The 16791-nt window shown below is 65.8% G+C and carries 5 protein-coding genes; 3 read left to right on the forward strand and 2 right to left on the reverse strand.

Annotated elements, in window-relative coordinates; genetic code table 11:
- Positions 1-653 precede the first annotated feature (653 nt).
- Positions 654-1922 carry a hypothetical protein gene (locus ACRYCC_RS40420; RefSeq protein WP_433819389.1) on the forward strand — a complete coding sequence of 423 codons (1269 nt, stop codon included), beginning with the start codon at positions 654-656 and terminating at the stop codon, positions 1920-1922.
- A gap of 135 nt (positions 1923-2057) precedes the next feature.
- On the opposite strand, the gene ACRYCC_RS40425 is transcribed toward ACRYCC_RS40420, so the two are convergent.
- A complete protein-coding gene (locus tag ACRYCC_RS40425) occupies positions 2058-2414 on the reverse strand; it encodes a hypothetical protein (protein WP_433819390.1) in 357 nt (118 codons plus the stop codon).
- Between the two features lie 22 nt (positions 2415-2436).
- Between ACRYCC_RS40425 and ACRYCC_RS40430 the strand changes: the two genes are divergently transcribed.
- Entirely contained in the window at positions 2437-2985 is a 549-nt protein-coding gene (locus tag ACRYCC_RS40430) for a hypothetical protein (RefSeq protein WP_433819391.1), read from the forward strand.
- Positions 2986-3449: 464 nt separating this feature from the next.
- Here ACRYCC_RS40430 and ACRYCC_RS40435 read toward each other — a convergent pair whose 3' ends face one another.
- Positions 3450-8180, reverse strand: a complete 4731-nt coding sequence (locus ACRYCC_RS40435; RefSeq protein WP_433819392.1) for a ricin-type beta-trefoil lectin domain protein — start codon at positions 8178-8180, stop codon at positions 3450-3452.
- A gap of 768 nt (positions 8181-8948) precedes the next feature.
- Here ACRYCC_RS40435 and ACRYCC_RS40440 point away from each other — a divergent pair.
- Positions 8949-16391: an RHS repeat-associated core domain-containing protein gene (locus ACRYCC_RS40440; protein ID WP_433819393.1), complete on the forward strand. Its 7443-nt coding sequence runs from the start codon at positions 8949-8951 to the stop codon at positions 16389-16391.
- Positions 16392-16791: the final 400 nt, after the last annotated feature.

The raw sequence follows: 16791 nt of genomic DNA on the forward strand, positions 1-16791 counted from the left end.
GCGAGCTGCACATCCAACCCGCCCGTGATCTCGTCGTCGTTCACTGGTGATCCTTCCCAGCCAGAGCATCCGCTCCAGCCTTCCGGATCACCGCCCCACACACACGATCTTTATGACACTCCCTCTTAGGAGCATTGGCCGAGGAAGTGAATCGGTCGTTGTGGGCAGGTGGTGCATATGAAGAGGTGGAGCGATCCCGCGTCGCCGATCATGATGCCTGATGGTTCCTGATGGGGGACGAGCGCGATGTGGATAGGTCGTCCGTCGACCGTTGATGGGTGCTCGCCGATGCGGGCGCGGTCTTGGACCGGTGTCCAGGCCTTCCATGATTCCCCATCTGACTCTCGGCTGGCGATCGTGAGGAGGTGCTGTGTCTGGTGGCCTTCGTCGCACGTCGGCCACCAGGGGTCTTGGGTCCAGTGCACCCACCCGCCGACCTTTGTTCCCGGTGAAACCGACAGGTGGTAGCCATAGGACCAGCCGTCGTTAGGGCAGTTCGGGGACGTCGTTGGCGAGTAAGTGGCCGATGACACGGCGATTCTGCTGCAGGCGCAGGGGTTGGTATGCGTCGGGTGCTTATCTCACGGTTCACCGATGTGTTCGGTTTCGTCCTAAGATCAGCGGGCTTCTTGCCGCTTACGGATGGATGAGATGTGACGCAGTTGACCGAGCCGCAGGCTGAGCGCAGGGTCGGGTACCGGGACCGTGCCTTCTGGCCCGGGCAGCTGGCGTGGTTGATCTTCTTGGGTGCGTTGTGGCTGTGGAGACATGACCTGGCGCTGTCGTGGCCATTGGTGATCTGGGTTGCGGGTATCGTCTTGCTGGAGACGGCCTCGATCATGGTCGGTCTGCGGTCGAGGCGGGGCTTGACGCTGGCCGCGGACGGAATCACTTGGCACAAGTATGAGCTGTTCATCCCCTGGTCCTACGTGGCGGGCGGCGCGGAGGAGTTCGATGCTCGCGGCGGCGTCCGTTTTGTGGTGCGGGTGGCCGTGCCGGATCAGGTGTTGGAGAGCGTGGCTGGGTTCGGCGGGTGGGAGTTCCGTTCCAATCTGAAACGGTTCGGTGGCCCGATCGCGTTGAAGGCCGACCGGCTTTCGGTGCCCGCCGAGGAACTCGTGGCGGATATCGAGCGACTGCGGCAGGAGTATGCCGCCGCGGGTGGTTTCTCGGCCTTTGCTTACAGTCCGGCCGGGTTTCGCCGTGAGCGGGCGGCCCGTTCGGCGAAGGTGTGGGGGGCGCTGCTCAGTACCGGATTCGTCCTGATGCTGCTGGGTACCTGGATCGCTCCGCGAAGCACGCACGCTCAGAGCTCCGGCGGGCTCACCTTCGTTTTCCAGTCGACCAGCGGCAAGGCCGGCTACATGGACCAGGTCCTGAACATCGGCAATCCCGGTCGCGGCGCCGTCGCTCCCAGGCTGGTGTTCGTGCCGCTCGACGGTGACGGCAAGGAGGTTCCCGGTGTGACCGTTCGGACTGCGTTCGGTAGCGATCACGGCATGGTGGTCATCCCGCCGCGCTCGTCCGGCTTCGACATCCTCGCCTTCGATGGTCCCGGCTTCCAGAAGGTCGTGGGGGTCAGGACGATCGTGGCGGATGCCGTTCGGGTGGGGTCGCCGAGGACGGCGGTAAGGGAACTACATGCCCAGCGGATCGACTCTTCTGGCGGTCCGGTTGAGCCGCCTCAGCCGTTCAGCGAGTTGAGTCTGGTCAATCCGAACTTCGCTTCGACGTCCGTGCGGGTGGTCTGCATCATCTGGTCACAGCCCCCGGCCGGTGCCCCGCAACAGATGCTGAAGGCCATTCCGATCGGCGGTCTGATCGAGGCGACAGCGTTGGGAGAGAGCACAGTGCCGGTGACCGGACCGGTCAAGGGTCGCACCCAGCTCTGCGGCAGCGTCGCGGTGTACCTCTCGCGATGAGCAGCCGTTGTCTCGCTATCGCCCGCGAAACATCAGACCGGGCTTCGTGCAGCGAGACGGGATACCGGGACCCTGGGCGTGACCGTGCCCCGACCGTAACTGAGGCTCGGAGACCGGTGGCCATCAGACTGTCGTTCAGCTCTTCTTTATCCATTTCCGGTTGACCGTGCTCTTTGTTCTGTCTTCGGGTCGTATCCAGGCGAGCATGAACTGTTTCCTCGTGACGGCAGGGTAGGGCTCTTCTGTTCTTTTCGGCTGTGGATGGGGGTCAGGGGCTGGATCGGGCCGTAGGACGGTGAGCTGGAAGAGAAGCAGCATCTTGAAGCGTGTGGGTACCTGGATGGGCCGGCCGGAGACGAAGCCATGGCTACTTGACGGGGCTGCGCTCTTGCTGCGGCGCAGGGGAATCGCCATTTCCTGCCCGGCGCGCGGGTTGTTTCTCTTACGGGCCGCTGGAAGCGAGACGGCTGCGACGACGGCGATGGCGAGCACGGACAGCCAGGTGGCTTGGCCGGTGACAGCGCTGAGCGCGGTCTTCTCGGAAGGGCTGGCGGTCGGGGTTCTGAGATGGGTGCTTGCCGGTGGCGGTTGTGCGGGTGTAGTGGCGGACGGGGGCGCGATGACGGGGAACAGGGCGCTCGGGGAGGCGGCCGATGGCGTCGGTGTTGGGGAGGTGGCCGACGTTGACGGGACGATGGGACTGGCGGTGAGCGGTGTCGTCGCCTGCGTCGTCTGGGTCGGGTGGGGGCTCTGCCTGGTGGTTCTTGTGGGGGTCGGGGTGGGGGTTTTGGCGGTGGGTGCGGGGGCGAGTTTGACGGTGGTGGACGTGGCAGCGGGTTGGGTGTTGTCGCTCTTGGCCGTCGCGGTCAGGGTGACGCTCGTGCTGCGTGCCGGAGAGATGGTGACGGGGACTGTGGCGCCGGTGGTGTCGAGGTCTCCGAGGCGGCATTGGCCGTGCGTTGCCAGCGTGCAGATCGGAGTGATGGTCACGGACTTGGGGGAGACGGTGAGGGTGAGGGTCGCGTTGCGTGCGGGGGGACCGGTGGCGGCGATCCAGATTTGAGCGTGGATGGTGTCACCGGATCTTGGGATGGGGGTCTGGATCGTGGTGTGGATGAGCAGGACGGTGGCAGCCGGGGAGGTTTGAGCGCCGTTCGTAGTGGCTGGGGTTTGGGGCGCTGGACTCGGGGCGGCCTCGGCGGGAGATCCGATGAGCACAGCGGCGAGCGGCAGGGCAGTCACCATTAGCCGGGAAAAGAAGGTGATGCGCGTTCTCGCGGATTTCCCGTTCATCACTGTCTCCGCCTCCTGAGCGGCGGAGCGCCTGCGTGCAGAGGTCCGGTGTTCGTGACGGCAGGAGCGGGGTTAAAGCCCTTTTCTGTGCCGGTCGCCGATATTGGCTTCCGGTGTACCGGCCAGGCCAGGGCCGGTACACCGAAGACTCGCAGCGGGGCGGAGAGGAGGTGCACGCGTGGGCTCTGCCCGCTCTCTGCTGGTGCTGGCTGGTTGATGTGTGGCATGGGCGGCTCAGGGGGCGATGAAGATCTGGGCGGTGGTCTGATTGCAGGTGTAGGTCTTCAGCTGGGTGCCTGCGGTGCCGGGGCCGGCGTCGAGGCAGAGTCCGGTTGTGGGGTTGAGGAGAGCGCCGCCGACGGGGTCGTAGTGCCATTGCTGGTAGGCGCCGCTGTTGCAGGCGGTGAGTTGTATGGGGGTGCTGAGGGCGTTGGATCCGTTGGTGATGTCCAGGCATTTGCCGGCGTAGGTGATGGTGCCGGTCGCGCTCGGGGACTGGAGGGTCCACTGCTGGGAGGCCGCACCGGTGCACTGTTCGACCTTGACAGGGCTGCCGTTGGCGGTGGTCTGGCTGTTGACGCACAGGTTCCCGCGGGTGTTGACGACGGTGCCGGTGGGGATCGGTGGGGTGATGCGGGCGGGGCTGGTCCAGGCTTCGTTGGTGGAGCCGGCGCAGTCCCAGATGTCGAGCTGGAGTCCGTTGGTGGTCCCAAAGCCGGGGTCGTCGATGCATTTGCCGGAGGTCGGGTTGTAGATGGCGCCGTTGGCGAGGATCTGCCATTGCGAGGCGCCGTTACCGAGGCAGGACGACAGGATGAGTTGTGCCCCGTTGGGTGCTCCGGGTGCTGAGCCGTTGGGGACGGTCAGGCACAGGCCGCTGCCGTTGTCTCCGGTGCCGCCCATGGAGGCGAGAGTGATGGTGCTGTTGGGGTTGAGCGTCCATCGCTGCTGGGCGTTCCCATTGCAGTCCCAAAAGACGATCTTGTCGCCGGACAGCGGCGGGTTGCCGGTGGTCTGGAAGTCGTTGATGCACTTAGCGGACCGGTCGAGGTTGATGGGGCCGGTCATGGGCGCAGGACGGTTGCCGCGTCCCGCTACCTGCGGTTGGGTGAGCGGTGCGGTGTAGTAGGCGATGTCTGACACCTGGCCGGAGAAGTAGCTGGTGCGCAGGGTTCCGGCGGTGCCGGGGGCGTTCACCCAGGGGTAGGGCGGGAAGGTGCCGGCACCGATGTAGAGCTGGCTGCCGGCATTGCGGATGGCTTGTCTGTAGGCGCTGTGGACGGCGATGTTGTTGTCCACGTACAGGATCTGCTCGTGGGTTTGCCCGTTGAGGGTGAGGGTGGCGGTGTGCCACTGGCCGTCGTTGACCGGGAAGGCCGAGGTCATGGGCAGGACGTGCCCGGCCCACAGCTGGGCGTAGAGACGGCCGTCGGTGCCGATGTACATGACCGGCATGGTGTTGTTGGACGCCTGAGGGGAGCCGTCGGAGGCGCTGTCGGCTGTGGACAGCAGGATACCGGCGCTGCCCGGTTTGGCCTGGAACGAGAGGGATATCGTCGCGGCCTGCTGGGAGGCGCCCAGGGGTTGGGGCAGAGTGAGGAAACTGGTGGTGCCGTCGAAGCTGGGGACTGTGCCGTGTCCTGGGTTGTCGCCGGGAGCCGTCCAGGTGATGTTGTGCAGGGTGCCGTCGGCGCCGTTGGCGTCGACAGCCTGCGTTGCGGCTTCACCGTCGTGCAGGACCCAGTCGTGAGCGGGTGCGGCCAGGCTGCTGGTGGTGGCGGTGGCCAGGGTCTTCCCGTCGGCCGACAGGGTGTAGTTGGTGGCGGTTCCGGCGCTGCCGGTACGCAGCCACAGTTCGGTGACGCCGTTGCGGTTGACGTCGGCGGACACCAGGGTCGAGCCGTCGGCCCATGAAGTCTTGCCGGCGGGGGCCGCCGGGACGGTGATTTGGGTCCAGGTACCGGGTGCTCCGGGCAGGGTGGTCGCGGTGGCCGTTGAGGACCACAGTTTCCCGTCGCTCTTGAGGGCGAACAAGACGGTGGTGCCGTTGCGCTGGACGGCGGCCAGGGTGAAGCCGGCCCAGCTGCTGCCATCGGGGCTCTGGTCGCCCTGGTAGGTGCCGAAGCCGTCGGTGTTGCCGGGCAGGGCGATGACCCTGCTCTTGGTGTAGATGCCGAAGCTCTCGACGGTGCTGTAGGCGATGAGTTCCCGGCCCTTGTCGTCGCCGAGGATGCCGATGAGGTCGGGCGGGCCCGGGTTGGTCTTGCCGGTGGCGTTGCCCGCGGCGATCAGCTGGCTGGGTACGGCGGTGTTCTTGCGGAACTGGGGGTCGCGCAGCCGGCTGGCCTTGAGGGTCTGTTGTCCGAGATAGGGCGAGAGGGGTCCCCCGTCGCCGGTGCCGCTGAGCAGGTAGGCCTGGCCGGGCCGGTCGGGGTTGCTCGCAGGGTAGTAGGCGGCGAGGTCCTGGACCTGCTGGCCGGTGAAGTCGCCGTGCAGGATTTGCGCGCCGTTCCAGTCGCCCGCGGTGGGCGGGGCGTTGATGCCGGGGCCGTCGGCACCGATATTGACCGGGGTGGACAGCCTGCCATCGGGGCCGGCTTGGGCGAGCCATACGCCGGCGCCGCCTGCGTTGCCGTTGAGGAGCAGGTCGGGGTTGCCGTCGCCGTCGAGGTCCCCGTCGCGGTAGGGGGCGGGTGTGCCGTCGGAGGCGACGGGCCTGCTCACGCTGAAGGTGAAGGGGGTGCCGGGAACGCCTGCGTTGACGGCGAGGTCGCCGGGGGTGCCGCTGGCGGCCATGGCCTTGACGGAGATGGTGTTGACCCCGTAGCGGGTCAGTCGCACATGCAGCGGCTGGGCTCCGCCGCCTGTGACCGCTGGGACGGTGATGGGTGGGCCGCCGTTGATCTGGTAGACGTAGCCGGTGGTCGGCGCGTCCGTAGGCCCGTAAGTGCAGTTCTGCGGCGTGTCCGCGACCTTGCTCTGGCAGGGGGCGACCTGAAAGTCGACGCTCTGCCCGATCGCGCCGATGGGGTCACCGGGGACGCCGCTGGGCGGCGCGGGGATTTTCAGGCCCGGTGCTTGCGGAGCGCGTGGATCGTAGGTGAAGCCGCACCTGGCGGAGGAGGGGCCGGTCAGCTGCCCGTCGGTAGTGGTGGCGTACCAGGTGTACTTGTGGGCGGCGCCGTCGGTGCTCCACGTCTGCTGGAAGGTGGCACGGGTGACGGCAGGCGGGATGGCCGGGGTGCCGTTGTTGGTGCGGATGGTGGTTGCCTTCACCTCCGTGCCGGTTTCGTTGACGATGTGGAAGGTGGTGTCGAGCTGGCCACCGTCGGGGTCGGAGGGCACGGCGGAGAAGATGACGTCGTCGTTGCCGATGATCGTCTTGGTCGGGTCGCTCTTGCACGGGCCGCCGGGGGAGGTCGTGAGGTGGGAGGGCGCGGCAGGGGGGCGGTTGAACCTGGTGACGATCCTGATGTCTTTGGGTTTGATCTGCATCCACCCGTAGGCGTTGGCCTCGCTGTGGGCCTTCAGCATCAAGTTGATCTTGTTGGTGCTGGGATTGTCTCTCAGGAAGTTCTTCATGAAGTTGGTGAGGTTGAAGCCGAGTGTGCGGCCGCTGCAGGTGGGGCTGGAGTCGTGGCCGATCTCCGATCCTGACTTGGCCCAGCCAGGCCCGCCGCTTTTGGTGATGTTGCCGGTGACGTAGAGGTCGGCGCGGGTGGGCTGCACGTCGCACGACCAGGAAGGTGCGTGCCAGGCGGTGACGTCGAGCTCGGATTTGATGACGGTGGCGTTCTGGTGCAACTCCGGCGCGATGGGCAGTTGCACGTAGGAACGGGCGGTGAAAGTACCGGCCGCGCCCGGCCCGACCGGCGTGTTGGTGTTGGCGGGAACCCAGCCCATGAAGCCGACCTGCAGGTTGTGCTCGGTGCGGCCGGTATCGCTGTGCTTCTTGGTCGGATGCCATTTGTAGCCGAACTTGTCGGTGCGCTGTGCCCAGGTGCCGTTCTGGTCGGCGTTACCGCCCTTGTACGGGGTGACGGGCGCCAGGCGAGGATCGATGTAGACCGGGTAGACCGTGGCGGGGTCGTTGAGCATCGCCTGATCGGGAGTCAGAGTGAGAGTGGTCTCCTGCCCGCCCGTAACGGTCGTCACCGCCGAAGCCCGTCCCGCAGCCCCGGGCTGCTTCTTCGCCGCGGTCGCGGGGGAGCCTGCGGTGACGGCGGTCTTCACCCGCGCGATACGGGCGAAGGCGCCAGGTTCCTCGGTACTGGAGGCCGTCGCCACCCCGCTTGCACGCCCTGCGGAAGGTGCGGTCTTGGCCTTGCCACGAGCACCCGGCGTGGACAGGGTGCCGTCGTCGGGGGGCGGGTTGACATCGGTGCCGTCACCGGTGGGCGGGCTGGTGTCGGAGGGAGCGGTGGAGGAGTCCCACATGATGGGCGGCTCAGCGGTGTAGACGGGGTCGGCGGCGGTGTCGGCGGTGACGTCCAGGCTTCCGTCGCCGTTCTTGACCAGACTGGTGCCGCTGGTCAGACCCACGGCGAACTGCAGCACCGCCAGGAACGGATTGGAGGCGGCGGCCTTGGTCTTCAGGACCAGGACGTCGCTGGTCGTACCGTCATCCTCCACGGTGACGACCAGATCCACACCCGTGATCACCTCGGAGTACGTGGCGGTCGGACCGCTGACGGCCGGGGCGGGCAGCGGAAGCCAGCCCAGGGACACGGCCCGGTCGTCGTTGGCGAGGCGCACCAGCGGCCCGATCCCGCCACCGGACAACACCACGTCGGTGGTCGTCACATTCGGTGAGTACGTGCCGTCGGGGTTGGCGTGCAGGGTCGGATCTAGGTCCTTCCAGATTCCAGCCTGCAGGATCCGCGTCGGCTCTAGAGACTGGGCCTGGTCGAAGGTCCCGTCCGGGTTCGCCGTCGTGGTCGACGTGGGCGTGGTCAACTCACCCACGCCCACACTCTGCCCCGTGGCACGAGCCTGTATCGATGCCCGCGTCATCGCCCTGGCCGCCCGGGACTGCACACTCCCGTCCAGGCGGCCACTCAGGCTGGAGGCCCCCGAACGACCTCCCGGCTTCGGCGGGTTCAGCGCAGAAGCGGCCGCCGGCACCCCATACCCGGTCGTCGCCAGAGCGACGACCACCGCCGTCACGGCCGCGGCCACTCCTCGCCTGCGCCGACGCGGAAACGGCCGATCGGGCAGGTTGCCGCGGTCAGGGGAGGAGTCAGAACGAGTAGCGCGCACGCAGGAGTCCTTCCAGCACAAAGGGCCTAACACCTGGCTGTGCGGTTCCTGTCGGCCGGACACTCGCCCAGCGCACACGCCGCGCTCATCAGACGCCGCTTATCAGCGGCGGTCAAGTGACGTAGATCACTCTCAGGTTTCTCCCCGGCTTGCCTGAGCCCCATCCTTGCTGATCATGGTCTCTGTGGGCGTAATTGATCACGGATGGATAACTTTTCCTGCTCTGTTTGGGTTCGCGTGATCATGACATATTGCGGCTGTTGATCTCTGATCTCGGTCGCAAGGCGAAGGTTCTCGTCGTTTCGACACCGGCATCCGGGACGCACCTGTCTGCTGCTGCTCGGCACTCCGCCCGCAATCCGGGCGCAGCGCTGGCTGATCGAGAGTTGGGTCGCGATGCGGGTTGCCGGTTGGACGGGCTGGATGCGGCGCGGCTGGGCGGCCTGGGCCTCCCAATCCCGGATAGTGCGCGCGGTGATCGCGATCGTGATCCTGGGACCCTTGGTCGTGGTCGGCAACTGGGCGATGGGCGGCCCCTCCAGACCGCACGCGCCCGCAGGCCTGGCGGTCAAGGGTGCGCACAAGGTCCCCTTCCGCAAGCCACGCAAGCTTCGAGACGACGCCGCCACCACGGCACAGCAATCGAAGGTGTCCTGGCCGTCGGCGGGTACGGGCGTGGCGACTCTCGACGCCCGAAAGGTCCTGGGGAGCAAGAACCCGGCGGCCGGGCGCGTCGCCGCAGGCAAGACGCCGGTATGGGCCCAGCCCATCATCTCCTCCACCGGCACCTACCAAGGACCGGGGAAGGTGGCGGTGCGCGTCGCCGACCGCAAGACCGCCGAAGCCGCCGGCGTGACGGGGCTGGTGTTCACCGCAACCGCCCAGCACCCGGCCTCCCAACCCGCTACCGCGACGCGTGGGGGAGCGGGCCCGGTGCGGATCGGGGTGGACTACGCCGCGATGGTCACTGCCTATGGCGGAAACTGGTCGGCGGCGCTGCGCCTGGTGCAACTGCCCGCCTGCGCGCTGACGACCCCGAACCTGCCGGCGTGCCGCCAGCAGACCGCGCTCGCCGGCGCAGGGAACTACCTGCGGGGCCATAACGTGTACGCCCAGCCCGCTGCGCTCGCTACCGGTACCCCGATGGTGCTGGCGGCGACCAGTGGCGGTACCAGTGACGGCAGCCCAGGTGGCGGCGACGGCGGTGCGGCCGGCACCTACAACGCCTCGGACCTCAAACCGTCAGGATCTTGGACGGGCGGCGGATCGAAGGGATCGTTCACCTACTCCTACCCCATCACGGTGCCACCGGCGGCCTCAGGATTGGTGCCGACGGCCGGGCTGTCCTACGACTCGGCCAGCGTGGACGGCCAGACCTCGGCCACCGAGGCACAGGCCAACTGGCTCGGGGATGGCTGGTCGACACCGCAGTCATATATCGAGCAGTCGTTCACCTCATGTGCCGCTTCTCCCGAGGGGACGGCCGCACCGAAGAAGACCGCCGACAACTGCTATGCCGGCCCGATCTTGACTCTTTCGCTCAACGGCTCCACCACGGCCCTGGTGTGGGACTCTGCCAGCAGCACGTTCAAACCGGCGAGCGCCAATGGCGACCGCATCGAGCACGTCATCAACTCGGGTAACGGGTCGGGCACCTACAACAACGACTACTGGAAGGTCACCGACCGGACCGGCACGGTGTACTCCTTCGGGCTCAACCACCTGCCCGGCTGGGGCGCGACGGGGTCGGTCGCGACCAACTCGGTGGACTCCGAGCCGGTGTACTCGGCGCACGCACCGAACGGGACCACCTTCACCGACCCGTGCTACAAGGCGTCGGGATTCGCTGACTCCTGGTGCACCATGGCCTACCGATGGAACCTCGACTACGTCACCGACCTGCACCACAACGCGATGGCGTACTACTACAAGCAGGACACCGCCGACTACACCCGCAACCCCGACCTGACCGCGGACCCCGCCACCTTCAAGGCCAACACCACCTACGTGCGTGACTCGCACCTAGAACACATCGACTACGGATTCACCGACGGGCAGGCCTACACCTCCAACTGCGGGGCCACCGGCGGCGGAGCCTGCGCCACCGGCAAAGTCAGCCATGTGCCCAACCAGGTGCTGTTCAATACCGGCCCCCGCTGCCTCACCGGCACCTGTACCTTCCCGACCCCCACCGCACGCGGCGGCTGGTACGACGTGCCCAACACGCTGATCTGCACGATGGGTCAGAAGTGCCTGACCACCGGCCCGGCCCATTGGTCGTCGGTCCGGCTGACCGGTATCGCCACCCAGCAGTGGACCGGCGCAGCCTACGCACCGGTGGACTCGTGGGCCTTCACCCAGACGATGCCCGACCCCGGTGACGGGACCGACCCGACGCTGTGGTTGTCCTGGATCGTCCACACCGGTGCGGACACGACCGCGGGCGGGTCGGCGGTCACGCTGCCGCGGACGAGTTTCGCCTCCCAGAAGCTCCCCAACCGGGTGGACGCCACAACCGACGGGCTGGGGCCACTGAACCGGATGCGGGTCCAGTCGGTCACCACCGAGACCGGGTCGGTGATCGGTGTCAACTACATCCAGGCCAACCCGTGCCCGACCCCGAGCACGATCGACCCGGCCCACAACACCACCTCGTGCTACCCGATCTACTGGACGCCGCCGTACAAGGACAAACCGTTCCGGGACTGGTTCAACACCTACCAGGTCAACTCGATCACCCAAACGAGCTCCGCGGGCACCGACCCGACCGGCCAATCACCGACGATGTTCACCGGCTACACCTACCTCGGTGGCGGCGCCTGGCACTTCGACGACAACGAACTCGTCAAAGCCAAGTACCGCACCTACGGGCAATGGCGCGGCTTCGGCCGGGTACAGACGGTCACCGGTCAGGGCAGCGACCCGCAAACCGAGTCCGAGGCCACCTACTACCGGGGAATGTCGAAGTCCACTCTCACCGGCGGAACCTTCGACGATTCGGGTGGCGGCTGGGTACCCACCAATACCTCCGTGCCCATTACGTTCACCGGCTCGGTCTCGCTGACCGACTCCCAAGGCGGCCAACACGATGACACCGGCCAACTCGCCGGGGAGGTGCTGGAGTCCACCAGCTACAACTGGGCCGGGAGCGCGGCCAACATCACCGGTTCGACCATCAACTCCTACTGGGTGTCGCCGCCCACCACCACCCGGGCGCGGCCGGGGCTGCCGGACCTGACCGCCAACGCCACCGGGCAGGTGGAGACCTGGAGTCGCGAGCGGATCAGCGGCAGTGGCCCGCCTTCCTGGCGCACCACCGAAACCGACACCAGCTACGACGCGACACCATCCTCCTCGACCTTCGGAATGCCACTGCGCGTCTACGCTCACGGTGACCTCGCCCGCACCGACCAGCGCAGGTGCACCACCACCACTTACGCCACGGCCAATCAGACGCTGAACCTGACGGGGCTGGTCGCCGAGACCGAAACCGACGCCAAGGCATGCGGCGGCGCCAACCCCAACGGGTCCAGCGTGCCCACCGCCATCCAGGTCAACGCCCTGACCTCGCCGGCCTCAGTGAACCCGGCGACCGAGCTGGTGTCGAGCCAGAAGATCATCTATGACGACTCTGCCCTGGGCAAGGCACTGCCCAATGATCTCCAACCGGGAACGTCGTCGCACCCGCTGGTCACCCCGATCCGGGGTGAGATCTCCGAAACCCGAGTCGCCAACTACGACAAGGACGCCGGCAAACTCACCTTCCAGGTGAAGTCCGCAGCCGACTACGACTCCTACGGCCGGCCGGTCAACTCCTACGACGTGCTCGGCCACAAGACCCACGTCGACTTCACCATGGCCAACGGCGTCACCACCGGGACCAAGACGACCAACACACTCGGCCAGTACACCGCCACCACCGTCGACCCACTGCGGGGACTCACGCGCACGACCACCGACCCCAACGGTGTCGTCTCCACCATGAAATATGACGGGCTCGGTCGCACGACGGCGATGTGGGGCGCGAACAGGCCCACGACTCAATCCGCCAACGCCCAGTTCACTTACCAGGTGTCGGCCACCGTGCCGACGTCGGTCACCACCAAAGTCCTGAACGATTCGGCCGGGTATGTCACCTCCACCGCGTTGTTCGACGCGATGCTGCGCCCGATCCAGACCCAGAAAGTCACCCCCAGAGGCGGGCGTCTGGTCACCAACACCATCTACGACACGCACGGCTGGGTGTGGAAGGTCAACAACCCCTGGTGGGACTCTGGAGGTTCCCCGAACAGCACCCTGGTCGGCATCGATGACTCTCAGGTCCCCAACCAGACCGTGACCACTTTCGACGGCGCGGGCCGTGGCATCCTGGCCACCTCCTACTTCCAATCCCAGGTCAAAGAGCAGGTCGCGACCGCCTACTACGGCGACAAAACCATCACTGTCCCCCCCACTGGTGGGGTCACCGCCCAGACCTTCACCGACGCGCTCGGCCGCACCACCGAAACCGACCAGTACACCACCCCGCCCACCGTCACCGTCTCGGCCGGCACCGGCCAAGCCCCGATCACCACGGTGTCCATCACCGGCGGCAGCACCAAGGCGTCGAACTCCCAGCCCGGTAACGACAAGACCCAGGGCGTCGCCTACACCTTCGATGCTCTCGGCCATCAAACAGACGTCACCAATCTGGCATCGGGTGATGTGTGGCACACCGACTACAACACCCTTGGCCAGGTCACCGGCAAGAAAGATCCCGATGCCGGGTCATCGTCGATGGCCTACGACCTCGCCGGGCGGTTGCTGCAGACCACCGACGCCAACGGCGCCACCGTCTCCTACAGCTACGACGCACTCGGCCGCAAGATCGGCCAGTTCCATGGTGGCGCGCCGACTGGCGGCGGCCAACCGGACCCGGCTCAGCAGATCGCCTCCTGGACCTACGACAACCGCAACCCCGACGGCACCGAGGACATCGCCGACCTCACAGCCCCGATCGGCCGCCTGACCTCCTCGACCGCGTACGGCACAGGTGGCAACACCACCATCGGAGGGCTGACCGGCCGCCAACGCGGCTATACCAGCCACATAATCGACGGTTTCAACGAGTTCGGCAAACCCCTCGGGATGACGGTGTCGATCCCCGCATCCGAAGGTGCGCTGGCCGGTGACTACGCCTTCACCAAGGTCTACACCGACACCCTCGGTCTGCTCGACAGCGAGACCTACCCGGCTTCACCCGGCAGCGGCGCGCTACCCGATGAGACCGTCATCTACGGCTACACCGGGGCGTTCGACCTCCCCGCCGGTCTGGGGGGCATCGACGGCTATGTCGCCGACACCAGTTACACCGCCTACGGGCAGGTCGCGCAAACCAAGATCGGCACCACTATCACCAGCGCGTTCCTCACCTCCACTTACGACCCCCACACCGCGAATCTCACCAACAGCCAGCTCACCAACCCCGCGGCCACCAGCATCCCGATAGACAGCACCACCTACAGCTACGATCCGGCCGGTAACCCCACTCGGCAGGTCACCACCCGCCAGGGCACAGCAACGGAAACTCAGTGCTTCGGTTACGACACCCTCGACCGGCTCACCCAGGCATGGACCGCCACCGACTCCTGCCAGACAGACCCCTCCACCAATAACGGAGCCACCGTCGGCTCCGGCATCACCGGCGGCGCGTACTGGACCAGCTGGAACCTCGACCCGCTCGGCCAGCGGCAAAGCGAAACCGACCACGGCCTGGGCGGGGTAGGCGACACCAAAACCACCTACACCTACGCGGGAAGCGGTAACCCCCAACCCCACACTCTCACCTCGACGGCCACCACCACCGCCGCCACGCCCGGAGCCACACCGGTAGCCGCCGGCTCGCAGACCTTCACCTATGACAAGGTCGGCAGCACCCTCCAGCGCAACACCACCACCCGCCCCGGCCAGCCCGACCAACAGACCGACCAGAAGAGCCTCGGCTGGAACGACACCGGACGGCTCACCTCGGTCACCACCGGCAGCGGCGGCCCCGGCTACATCTACGACGCCGACGGCGCACTGCTCCTGCAGAAAGACCCCACCACCCACATCACGACCCTGTACCTGCCTGGCGAGCAACTCACTCTCAACACCACCACCAACACCGTCACCGGCGGAACCCGCTTTTACCCCCTACCCGGCGGCGGTCAAGCCGTACGCACCGGCGACGTCACCGGCACCAAGGTCAACTTCCAGACCAGCGACCCCCAGGGCACCGCCGGCCTCACCACCGACCCCAACTTCACCCACACCACCTGGCGGCAGCAAACCCCCTACGGGGCACCCCGCGGCACCACCCCGGTCGCGGCCCCGACCCCCACCCCCTGGCCTGACAACCACGGCTTCCTCGGTAAACCCCAAGACACCACCACAGGTCTGACCAACCTTGAGGCCCGCTGGTACGACCCAATCAACGGACGCTTCGCAAGCCTCGACCCCGTCTTCGCCCCCGGCTCCCCCCAAGAACACAACGGCTACACCTACGCGGCCTCCAATCCCATCGCCGGCAGCGACCCCTCCGGGCTGAAAGTCGACGGATGCGAGGTCAACAACGACTGCGGTCCCGGCCCCAAACCTGGGGGTAAGGGTTCCCACCTCTGCGACAGCTACTGCGGCCCTATGGGAACCCACGGCGAGGCCCTGGGTAACCCGGCCATGGAGAAGCCGTTCCTCGGTCATCCAATCAGCGAGCGTGCGGCCGCGTTCCTTCGAAAGATCGGGTACCACGGCTCCAGCGATTTCACCATACGAGAAGCCCTAAGACTCTTCCAAGGCGGGCTCGGTAACGAGGACTGGGACTACTTCTGCCGTACGGTAGACCCGGATCACCAAAGTCAGTGCGCTGACAACCCCTTCACCGGTGACCATCTCACCGACAGTGACAAGGGATTGGCCGTGGCCGCGGGCGTGGCAATTGTCGCGACCGTCGCTGGAGTCGGCTGTCTCGCTGGGGGATGCGAGGGGGGTTACCAAGCCGCAGGAATGACCTGCCTGAGATTCCTCAGGACCTGCTCGGCTGCGATGACCGCAGCTGAAGGTGTGCTAGAGGGACTCGGGGGGGCCGGGACCTCGGGCCTAGGAAAGCTGTGCCACAGCTTCGCCGGAACGACCAAGGTACTGCTGGCGGATGGAACCTCTAAACCCATCGAGAAGATCAAAAAAGGGGACAGGGTCGCAAATGCGACCCCAGGCGAAAGTCCAGAGGCGCGCGATCAAGCACACACGGTAACCGCGATCCACACCACCCACTCCGATCGGTACTTCACTGATGTCACGATCGAGAGCCCATACGGTCCTCAAACGATCACTGGAACCACCAACCACCCTTACTGGGACGCCACCACACACACATGGGCCAGAGCAGATCAACTTCATGTTGGTGACCGGCTGCAAACCCCCGCTGGTCATACAGCCAAGATCCTCGCCCTCCGTAACTACAGCAACTCCATCCTCACCTACGACCTCACCGTCGACGGCCTCCACACCTATTATGTAGAGGCTGGCTCCACGCCAGTCCTGGTTCACAATGCTGGTCCCGGCTGTGAAATCGTTGATCCGAGGGGACCGGTTGGTGTTCTGCTCAACAAAAAGTCGGGCGATGCATTCCGTGATGTTGTGGCCGATTTTCTAAGATCACAGGGCAGGGTCGTCACTGCGGACGCCGAAGACAAAGCTGCTCTCACATTCGTGACGCCTTATGGGACGCGTACGCTGGATCTGATGGTTCATGACAAGGGTGGCAAACTCCTGGGGTATGTAGAGACTAAGTGGGGTGGAGCTGGGAAGCGGTATGCTGGGTCGAAGCAGGAGATGGCCGATAATTGGCTTCGCCAAAACCTGGGCCTGACAATTGACGTGGTGAGCGGAAGTAGTTAGATAATGGCCTATGAAGTCTTGTTTTTCTGTAGATGCACCCAGCTGGGCACGCGAGAACTTATGCGTGATTTTATTTCTCATCTTCGACGGGAACTCCCAGTCATGGAAGAATCCGTGGTAGCCGAGGGGGGCTCGTGGCTGACAATTGATCTTCTAGCTAACCCATCATTCGATGCTACCCGGGTGACGCTCCGTCTAGATGACGAGGTATTGGCGGCCGAACTATCACGTGTATCCAAGGAGGTAGATGGAAAAACTATTTATCAAAGCAACTGTCTGGTGGAATTGACCATTATTGGGTCTCCTGAATGGAATCTAGTAAGTTTGATTTGGTCTATTCTCATAAAGTGCTACTCGGGTATCCCGTATGACGAGGAGTCAGGGTTTGACGCATCGTTGG

Source organism: Actinomadura scrupuli, from assembly GCF_050971785.1.
GTDB classification, from domain to species: Bacteria; Actinomycetota; Actinomycetes; order Streptosporangiales; family Streptosporangiaceae; genus Actinomadura_E; species Actinomadura_E scrupuli.